6 protein-coding genes and 2 pseudogenes are annotated in these 9,497 nt (G+C 68.0%); 4 read left to right on the forward strand and 4 right to left on the reverse strand.

Annotated elements, in window-relative coordinates; translation table 11 throughout:
- From A5624_RS26230 to A5624_RS26240, 3 genes are all read left to right on the forward strand, one after another.
- Nucleotides 1-3,468, forward strand: a 3,468-nt coding sequence (locus A5624_RS26230) for a multifunctional oxoglutarate decarboxylase/oxoglutarate dehydrogenase thiamine pyrophosphate-binding subunit/dihydrolipoyllysine-residue succinyltransferase subunit (RefSeq protein WP_232002338.1), incomplete at its 5' end; no start/stop codon positions are given.
- Between the two features lie 83 nt (nt 3,469-3,551).
- Complete coding sequence (locus A5624_RS26235) at nt 3,552-4,379, forward strand: SDR family oxidoreductase (protein WP_066873262.1); 828 nt, start codon at nt 3,552-3,554, stop codon at nt 4,377-4,379.
- Nucleotides 4,380-4,487: 108 nt separating this feature from the next.
- Nucleotides 4,488-5,339 carry an SDR family oxidoreductase gene (locus tag A5624_RS26240; RefSeq protein ID WP_066873264.1) on the forward strand — a complete coding sequence of 284 codons (852 nt, stop codon included), beginning with the start codon at nt 4,488-4,490 and terminating at the stop codon, nt 5,337-5,339.
- A 60-nt stretch (nt 5,340-5,399) separates the two neighbouring features.
- On the opposite strand, the gene A5624_RS26245 is transcribed toward A5624_RS26240, so the two are convergent.
- From A5624_RS26245 to A5624_RS26255, 3 genes are all read right to left on the reverse strand, one after another.
- Nucleotides 5,400-6,269 carry a glycine betaine ABC transporter substrate-binding protein gene (locus tag A5624_RS26245; protein ID WP_066873267.1) on the reverse strand — a complete coding sequence of 290 codons (870 nt, stop codon included), beginning with the start codon at nt 6,267-6,269 and terminating at the stop codon, nt 5,400-5,402.
- Nucleotides 6,266-7,474, reverse strand: coding sequence for an NADP-dependent malic enzyme (locus A5624_RS26250; protein WP_066873271.1), 1,209 nt, complete (start codon nt 7,472-7,474; stop codon nt 6,266-6,268). Before A5624_RS26250 ends, A5624_RS26245 begins: the two co-directional genes overlap by 4 nt.
- Nucleotides 7,475-7,558: 84 nt before the next feature.
- Nucleotides 7,559-8,548 (reverse strand): malate dehydrogenase, encoded by a 990-nt coding sequence (locus A5624_RS26255; protein ID WP_066873273.1) that lies wholly within the window; start codon nt 8,546-8,548, stop codon nt 7,559-7,561.
- Nucleotides 8,549-8,739: 191 nt separating this feature from the next.
- Here A5624_RS26255 and A5624_RS26260 point away from each other — a divergent pair.
- A pseudogene (locus A5624_RS26260) lies at nt 8,740-9,339 on the forward strand (CorA family divalent cation transporter); the annotation flags it as partial.
- Here the strand turns inward: A5624_RS26260 and A5624_RS28380 are convergent.
- A pseudogene (locus A5624_RS28380) lies at nt 9,336-9,497 on the reverse strand (magnesium transporter CorA); the annotation flags it as partial. The pseudogenes A5624_RS26260 and A5624_RS28380 sit on opposite strands and share 4 nt — an antisense overlap.

Genomic DNA, 9,497 nt, shown 5'->3' on the forward strand with positions numbered 1-9,497 from the left:
GCCATCACTTGTTCGTTGCTCATCGGTGTTCTCCTGTCCCGGTGGTGGGGATGCCGGGGTACGGCCGCGGAGGGTGACGAGCTGCAGACGCTGCGCGGCGCCGCCGCGGCCGTCGTCAAGAACATGTCGGCCTCGCTGGACGTGCCGACGGCGACCAGCGTGCGCGCCGTGCCCGCCAAGCTGATGATCGACAACCGGATCGTCATCAACAACCAGCTCAAGCGCACCCGCGGCGGCAAGATCTCGTTCACCCACCTGCTGGGCTATGCGCTGGTGCAGGCGATCAAGAAGTTCCCGAACATGAATCGGCACTACGCCGAGATCGACGGCAAGCCCACCGCGGTGACGCCGGCGCACACCAACCTGGGCCTGGCCATCGACCTGCAGGGCAAGGACGGCAAGCGTTCCCTGGTGGTCGCCGGGATCAAGGGCTGCGAAACCATGCGGTTCGCGCAGTTCGTCACCGCCTACGAAGACATCGTGCGGCGCGCCCGCGACGGCAAGCTGACCGCCGAAGACTTTGCGGGCGTGACCATTTCGCTGACCAACCCGGGCACCATCGGCACCGTGCACTCGGTGCCGCGGCTGATGAACGGCCAGGGCGCCATCATCGGGGTGGGCGCCATGGAATACCCCGCCGAGTTCCAGGGCGCCAGCGAGGAACGCATCGCCGAGCTGGGCATCGGCAAGCTGATCACCCTGACCTCGACCTACGACCACCGCATCATCCAGGGCGCGGAGTCCGGCGACTTCCTGCGCACCATCCACGAGATGCTGCTCTCGGACGCGTTCTGGGACGAGATCTTCCGCGAGCTGGGCAACCCGTACCTGCCGGTGCGCTGGAGCACCGACAACCCGGATTCGATCGTCGACAAGAACGCCCGGGTGATGGAGTTGATCGCGGCCTACCGCAATCGCGGTCACCTGATGGCCGACATCGACCCGCTGCGCTTGGACGGCAGCCGGTTCCGCAGCCACCCCGACCTCGAGATCCTCAATCACGGCCTGACGCTGTGGGACCTGGACCGGGTGTTCAAGGTCAACGGTTTCGCCGGTTGCGAATACAAGAAACTGCGCGACGTGCTGGGTCTGTTGCGCGACGCCTACTGCCGCCACATCGGCGTGGAATACACCCACATTCTCGAACCCTCGCAGCAGGAATGGCTGCAGCAGCGCGTCGAGACCAAGCATGTCAAGCCGACGGTGGCCGAGCAGAAGTTCATCCTGAGCAAGCTGAACGCGGCCGAGGCCTTCGAGACCTTCCTGCAGACCAAATATGTTGGCCAGAAACGGTTTTCGCTGGAAGGCGCGGAAAGCATCATTCCGATGATGGACGCGGCGATCGACCAGTGCGCCGAGCACGGCCTCGACGAGGTGGTCATCGGCATGCCGCACCGCGGCCGGCTCAACGTGCTGGCCAACATCGTCGGCAAGCCGTACTCGCAGATCTTCTCCGAGTTCGAGGGCAACCTCAACCCGGCGCAGGCCCACGGCTCCGGCGACGTCAAGTACCACCTGGGCGCCACCGGCGTGTACCTACAGATGTTCGGCGACAACGACATTCAGGTGTCGTTGACGGCCAACCCGTCGCACCTGGAAGCCGTCGACCCGGTGCTCGAGGGTCTGGTGCGCGCCAAGCAGGACCTGCTCGACCACGGCGCCGAGGACCAAGGGGACGAAAAGGCCTTCTCTGTGGTGCCGATGATGCTGCACGGCGACGCCGCGTTCGCCGGTCAGGGCGTGGTCGCCGAGACGCTGAACCTGGCCAACCTGCCCGGTTATCGCGTCGGCGGCACCATCCACATCATCGCCAACAACCAGATCGGCTTCACCACCGCGCCGGAGTATTCGCGGTCCAGCGAGTACTGCACCGACGTCGCGAAGATGATCGGGGCGCCGATCTTTCACGTCAACGGCGACGACCCGGAAGCGTGCGCGTGGGTGGCCAAGCTGGCCGTCGATTTCCGGCAGGAGTTCAAGAAGGACGTCGTCATCGACATGCTGTGCTACCGCAAGCGCGGGCACAACGAGGGCGACGACCCGTCGATGACCAACCCGGCGATGTACGACGTCGTCGACATCAAGCGCGGGGTGCGCAAGAGCTACACCGAAGCCCTGATCGGCCGCGGCGACATCTCGATGAAGGAAGCCGAGGACGCGCTGCGCGACTACCAGGGCCAGCTGGAGCGGGTGTTCAACGAGGTCCGCGAGCTGGAGAAACACGGCGTGCAGCCCAGCGAGTCGGTCGAGGCGGACCAGATGCTGCCGGCCGGGCTGGCCACCGCGGTGGACAAGGCGCTGCTGGCCCGCATCGGTGACGCGTTCCTGGCCCTGCCCGACGGCTTCACCGCACACCCGCGGGTGCAGCCGGTGCTGGAGAAGCGGCGCGAGATGGCCTACGAGGGCAAGATCGACTGGGCGTTCGGCGAACTGCTGGCGCTGGGCTCGCTGGTGGCCGAGGGCAAGCTGGTGCGGCTCTCCGGGCAGGACACCCGCCGCGGCACCTTCTCCCAGCGGCACTCGGTGATCTTCGACCGCAACACCGGCGCCGAGTTCACGCCGCTCAAGCTGCTGGCGACCAACGCCGACGGCACCCCGACCGGCGGCAAGTTCCTGGTCTACGACTCGCCGCTGTCGGAGTACGCCGCCGTGGGCTTCGAGTACGGCTACACGGTGGGCAACCCTGACGCCCTGGTGTTGTGGGAGGCGCAGTTTGGCGACTTCGTCAACGGCGCGCAGTCGATCATCGACGAGTTCATCAGCTCCGGCGAGGCCAAGTGGGGCCAGCTGTCCAACGTTGTGCTGCTGCTGCCGCACGGCCACGAGGGTCAGGGTCCCGACCACACCTCGGGGCGCATCGAGCGCTTCCTGCAGCTGTGGGCGGAGGGGTCGATGACGATCGCGGTGCCCTCGACGCCGTCCAACTACTTCCACCTGTTGCGCCGGCACGCCCTCGACGGCGTGCAGCGTCCGCTGATCGTGTTCACCCCGAAGTCGATGCTGCGCAACAAGGCGGCGGTCAGCGACGTCCGAGACTTCACCGAGATCAAGTTCCGCTCGGTGCTCGAAGAGCCGACCTACGAGGATGGCATCGGTGACCGCGGCAAAGTCACCCGGGTCCTGCTGACCAGCGGCAAGCTCTATTACGAGCTGGTGGCCCGCAAGGCCAAGGACAACCGCGACGACGTGGCGATCGTGCGGATCGAGCAACTCGCTCCGCTGCCGAAGCGCCGGCTGAATGAAACGCTGGACCGCTACCCCAACGTGCAGCAATACTTCTGGGTCCAGGAGGAGCCGGCCAACCAGGGCGCCTGGCCGCGTTTCGGGCTGGAGCTGCCCGAGCTGCTGCCCGACAAGCTGACGGGCCTCAAGCGCATCTCGCGCCGGGCGATGTCGGCGCCGTCGTCGGGGTCGTCGAAGGTGCACGCCGTCGAGCAGCAGGAGATCCTCGACACGGCCTTCGCCTGACGGGCTTCGGTGACCCGCAGGTATCAGGGACCGCTGGTACCGGCTAGCCTCGACGCAAACGTGCCAAAGAAGGAAGGGTGCTCATGCAAGGGTTCGCCGGCAAGGTCGCGGTGGTGACGGGCGCGGGTTCGGGTATCGGGCAGGCGCTGGCCCTGGAGCTGGCCCGCTCGGGGGCCAAGGTGGCGATCAGCGACGTCGACCTCGAGGGCCTGGGCCAGACCGAGGAGCAGCTGAGGGCGATCGGCGCGTCGTTCAAGTCGGATCGGCTCGACGTGACCGAGCGCGAGGCCTTCCTGGCCTACGCCGACGGCGTCAAGGAGCACTTCGGGAAGGTCAACCAGATCTACAACAACGCCGGCATCGCCTTCACCGGCGACGTGGAGGTCAGCCAGTTCAAGGACATCGAACGGGTGATGGACGTCGACTTCTGGGGCGTCGTCAACGGCACCAAGGCGTTCCTCCCGCACCTGATCGCCTCCGGCGACGGCCACGTCGTCAACGTGTCCAGCGTGTTCGGGCTGTTCTCGGTGCCCGGGCAGGCGGCGTACAACTCGGCCAAGTTCGCCGTGCGGGGCTTCACCGAGGCGCTGCGGCAGGAGATGGTCGCGGCCGGCCACCCGGTGGCGGTCACCACGGTGCACCCGGGTGGCATCAAGACCGCGATCGCGCGCAACGCGACGGCCGCCGAGGGGCTCGACCCCGAGCAGCTCGCGAAGCTGTTCGACAAGCGGCTCGCCAGGACCAGCCCGCAGCGCGCCGCCCAGATCATCCTGGACGCGGTCCGCAAGAAGAAGGCCCGGGTGCTGGTCGGCACGGACGCCAAACTCCTGGACGTGATGGTGCGGCTGGCGGGCCCGTACTACCAGCAGCTCTTCGGCCCGGTGATGGGCCGGTTGCTGCCCAAGCAGTGATCGATCTCTCAGTGTCGAGGGTCGCCGATTCACCGTTTCGCCCTGCTGTAGCCAGCATCGCTGGTAACGATTAGCGTCAAGCGGTTAACCCTGGTCGAGGGAGTTTGCATGGATAGGTTCGCCGGCAAGGTCGCCGTGGTCACCGGAGCGGGTTCCGGTATCGGCCAGGCGTTGGCGGTCGAGCTGGGCCGGGCCGGTGCCAAGGTGGCGATCAGCGACGTCGACACCGAGGGGCTGGCCCAGACCGCCGAACAGCTGACGGCGATCGGCGCGGCGTTCAAGTCGGACCGGCTCGACGTGACCGAACGCGAGGCCTTCCTGGCCTACGCCGACGCCGTCAACGAGCACTTCGGCCAGGTCAACCAGATCTACAACAACGCCGGCATCACCTTCATCGGTTCCATCGAGGACAGCCGGTTCAAGGACATCGAGCGGGTGATCGACGTCGACTACTGGGGCGTCGTCAACGGCACCAAGGCCTTCCTTCCGCACCTGATCGCCTCCGGTGACGGGCACGTCATCAACATCTCGAGCGCGCTGGGCCTGTTCTCCGCGCCCGGCCAGGCGGCCTACGTCTCGGCCAAGTTCGCCGTCCGCGGCTTTACCGAGTCGCTGCATCTGGAGATGGCCCGCGCCGGGCACCCGGTGCGGGTGACGACGGTGCACCCGGGCGGCATCAAGACCGCGTTCGCCCGCAACGCCACCGGCGTCGAGGGCCTCGACCATGCCGAGTTGGCCACCGTGTTCGAGGAGCAGCAGGCCAAGACCACCCCGCAGCGGGCCGCCGAGCTCATCCTCGAAGGCGTGCGCAAGAACAAGGCGCGGGTGCTGGTCGGTCCGGACGTCAAGGCGATGGACCTGCTGGTGCGGCTCGCCGGACCGAACTACGAGCGGCTGGTCGGTGGCCCCGTGATGAGCCGGGTCAAGGACTTCGTCACCCGGTTGCTGCCGAAGCGCTGACCCGGTCGATGAGCGCGTGGATACGCGCGAGAGAGGGCCGGGGCACGTCAGCCTTGATCGTCAGCGGCCGAGCGGATGCTCGGCCAGCCAGCCTCCCGCCACCGCCTGCGGGTCGGCACCCGCGCGCACCTGGCGGCGCATCTCGACCAGGGCGGCGGTGTCCAGCACGCCGGCCACCTCGTTGATCGCCAGCAACTGCCGTTCGCTCAACGCGTTGCGCCGATACAGCGGCACCACGTTCTCCGCGCGGATCAGCGCGGGCTTGCCGTCGGCCAGCGCGACCAGGTCGCCGGGCACGCCCGGGTCGGCCGTGGTGGTCCACCCGGCGGTCAGCTGGCCGGACCTGATCGCGGCGAACATCGTTGCCTTGTCCGGGTATTCGCGCGGGGCGGCGAGCCGGCAGGCGCCGATCGCCGACGGTTCCGGCTGCCCGCCGACAGCGCCGACGACGAGGTCGTCGCAGTGCCGGGGCAGCGTGCTCAGGTCCGCGCTGACCTCGCTGCCGCCCCAGGACTTGGCCGTCGGCTGGCTCACCAGCAACACGGGCTTGTCCTCCGCGGCCGTCGTGTAGTCCCCCGCCACGACACCCTCGGGCAGCGCGGCGATCATCGCGCGGTAGACGTCTTTGTCCGACATTGCCGTCGCGCCGGGCTGCAACGCCTGCAACACGCGGCCGGTGAAGGCGGGCACGACGGTGACTGCGCCCGAATCCAATTGGGCCTTCGGGTCGGTGGTCGCCTGGAACCGCGCACCGAATCCGTATGACCGCAAGGCGGCGACGTAGACGCCGGCCAGCAGCGCCGAGTCGGCGTCCGGGCGGGAACCGACCACCACCTCGGCACGGGCCCGGCGGTCACCGGTGTCGGTTGCGCAACCGGCCACAGCCACCACGGCGGCGAGCAGCGGCACCGCCAGCCTGCCGATTCTCACCCCCCGGCGACGGTCGTGTCTGAGGCTTCCGTGGCCAGCGCCACCGCGGAGGCGACCGCTTCCCCGACCCGCGTGTCCAGCGGGCTGGGAACGATGCGGTCGAGCGCCAGGTCGTCGCTGACGACGGAGAAGATCGCCTCGGCCGCGGCGACCATCATCTTTTCGGTGATCCGCCGGGCACCGGCCTCCAGCGCACCGCGGAACACCCCGGGGAAGGCCAGCACGTTGTTGATCTGATTCGGGAAATCGCTGCGGCCGGTGGCCACCACCGAGGCGTACTTGGCCGCGATCTGCGGGTGGATCTCGGGGTCGGGGTTGGACAGCGCGAACACGATCCCGCCCGGCGCCATGGTGGCGATCATCTCCTCGGGCACCACGCCCCCGGACAATCCGAGGAACACGTCGGCGCCCCGGACGGCTTCGGCCAGGCTGCCGGTCAGGCCGGCGGGGTTGGTGCGCTGCGCCAGCGCCACCTTGACGTCGTTCATGTCGTCGCGACCGGTGTGCAGGATGCCGCGCGAGTCGAGCACGGTGATGTCCGAAACACCCATCACCATCAGGAGATTGGTGCACGCGACGCCGGCCGCACCGGCCCCGGAGACCGCCACCTTCAGCGAGGTCATGTCGCGGCCGAGCAGCTTGCTGGCGCCCATCAGCGCGGCCAGCACCACGATCGCGGTGCCGTGCTGGTCGTCGTGCATCACCGGGCAGTCCAGCGCCTCGATGAGGCGACGCTCGATGTCGAAGCAGCGCGGCGCGGAGATGTCCTCGAGGTTGACGGCGCCGAAGGTCGGGCGCAGCCGCACCAGGGTTTCCACGATCTCGTCGGGATCCTTGGTGTCCAGCACGATCGGGATGGCGTTCAGCCCGCCGTACGCCTGGAACAGGGCGCACTTGCCTTCCATCACCGGCAGCGACGCCGCGGGGCCGATGTCACCGAGGCCCAGCACCGCGCTGCCGTCGCTGACCACGGCCACCAGCCGGTTCGCCCACGTGTAGCGGGCCGCCTGAGTGTGGTCGGCGGCGATCGCGCGGCTGACCTGCGCCACACCGGGCGTGTAGGCGATCGAGAGGGCGCGCTGGGTGTCCAGGGGCGACGTCAGGCCTACCGAAAGCTTGCCGCCGACGTGTGCCTCGAAGATCTCCGCATCGGTGATCACGCCCTGCTCGGCATGCGTCTGTATCGATTCAAGCAATTCGGACACGCGCTTCAGGGTACTGACTACCCATTAGTAGGCCTAATTGGTGATGTGGGTCGCAACGTCGGCCCGCCGCGGCCGCGATCGCGGCTAAATCAGCTTGAGCTCGGTGACGGCGCTGCGCTCGTCGGCCAGCTCGGCGGTGGTCTTGTCGATGCGGCCGCGGGAGAACTCGTCGATCTCCAGCCCCTGCACAATCGACCAGTTGCCGTCCTTGGTGGTCACCGGGAACGACGACACGATCCCCTCGGGCACGCCGTAGGAGCCGTCGGAGTAGACCGCCATCGAGACCCAGTCCCCCTCCGGGCTGCCCAGCAGCCAGGACCGGGCGGCGTCCACGGTCGCCGAAGCCGCCGAGGCCGCCGAGGAGGCGCCGCGCGCGTCGATGATCGCCGCGCCGCGCTTGGCGACGGTCGGGATGAAGTCGTTCTCGATCCAGTTCTGGTCGTTGACCACCTCGGCCGCGTTCTTGCCACCGACCTCGGCGTGGAAGATGTCGGGATACTGGGTGGCCGAGTGGTTGCCCCAGATGGTCACCTTCTTGATGTCGGTGACCGCGGCGCCGGTCTTCTTGGCCAGCTGCGAGATCGCCCGGTTGTGGTCCAGGCGGGTCAGCGCGGAGAACCGCTCCTTGGGGATGTCGGGGGCGTTGCTCAGCGCGATCAGCGCGTTGGTGTTGGCCGGGTTGCCGGTGACGCCGATGCGGACGTCGTCGGCGGCGACGGAATTGAGCGCCTTGCCCTGCGCGGTGAAGATCGCGCCGTTGGCCTCCAGCAGGTCGCTGCGCTCCATGCCCGGGCCGCGCGGCCGGGCGCCCACCAGCAGCGCCAGGTTGACGCCGTCGAAGATCTTGTTGGCGTCGGCGCCGATCTCCACGCCGGACAGCAGCGGGAACGCGCAGTCGTCGAGTTCCATCACGACGCCCTCGAGCGCCTTGAGCGCGGGCTCGATCTCAAGGAGCCGCAGCTCGATCGGGCGGTCGGGGCCCAGCAACGAGCCACTCGCCAGGCGGAACAACAGGCTGTAGCCGATCTGGCCGGCGGCGCCGGTGACAGCGACCTTGAGAGGACTTGCGCTCACGTCGATTTACTCCTTGTGGAGAAGTTCGTGCAGATTCGAGGTTTCGGCTCGAAACTAGCGCACTGCGCTCGGCCGCCGATCTCCGGTCCGCTACCAGGGCTTTCCCGACACCTGATCGTCGCGCTTTGAACAGCCGGGACGCGTAGCATGGAGCACCGCCTGATCGGACCTGCGCTTGGTGGGAGGTGGCTGTGTTCCAGGGATTCGACGCATTGCCCGAAGCGCTTCGGCCCCTCGCGCATGAACCGCAACCGAAGGCGGTCCCGGCCCCGAAGCCGCCCACCCAGACGCTGGTCGACTGCGCCGTCTACGCCGACGGCCAACGATTGCCCGGCAAGCTCGGTTACGCGGACGCACTGGATAAGGTGCGCGAGATCGAAACGCAGGGTCAGGAGGGATTCGTCTGGGTCGGACTGCGCGAACCCAGCCAGTCCGAGATGCAGGAAGTGGCCGACGTGTTCGGCCTGCACCCGCTGGCGGTGGAAGACGCGGTGTGCGCCCATCAGCGGCCCAAGGTGGAGCGCTACGACGACACCCTGTTCCTGGTCCTCAAGACCGTCAACTACGTCCCCCACGAATCGGTGGTGCTGGCCCGCGAGATCGTCGAGACCGGCGAGATCATGGTTTTCGTCGGGAGGGATTTCGTGGTCACCGTCCGCCACGGCGAACACGGCGGCCTGTCCGAGGTGCGCAAGCGGATGGATGGCGATCCCGAGCAGATGCGGCTGGGCCCCTACGCGGTGATGCACGCGATCGCCGACCACGTGGTGGACCACTACCTCGAGGTGAGCAGATAAATCGGCTCGACGTCGATCTTGCTGCCCGGGGCGAACGCCAGCCCCTCGATGCCGTCGATGTCGGCCAGCATCAGGCTGCTCACCTCGAGGTAGTGGTCCACCACGTGGTCGGCGATCGCGTGCATCACCGCGTAGGGGCCCAGCCGCATCTG

Origin of the sequence: Mycobacterium sp. 1482292.6 (assembly GCF_001672995.1) — a bacterium.
Taxonomy (GTDB): domain Bacteria; phylum Actinomycetota; class Actinomycetes; order Mycobacteriales; family Mycobacteriaceae; genus Mycobacterium; species Mycobacterium europaeum_A.

What these genes read in the sequence shown, in the direction of transcription:
- A5624_RS26235 (WP_066873262.1), top strand. Translation starts at nt 3,552, where the DNA reads ATGCAAGGGTTCGCCGGCAAGGTCGCGGTGGTGACGGGCGCGGGTTCG.
- A5624_RS26240 (WP_066873264.1), top strand. Translation starts at nt 4,488, where the DNA reads ATGGATAGGTTCGCCGGCAAGGTCGCCGTGGTCACCGGAGCGGGTTCC.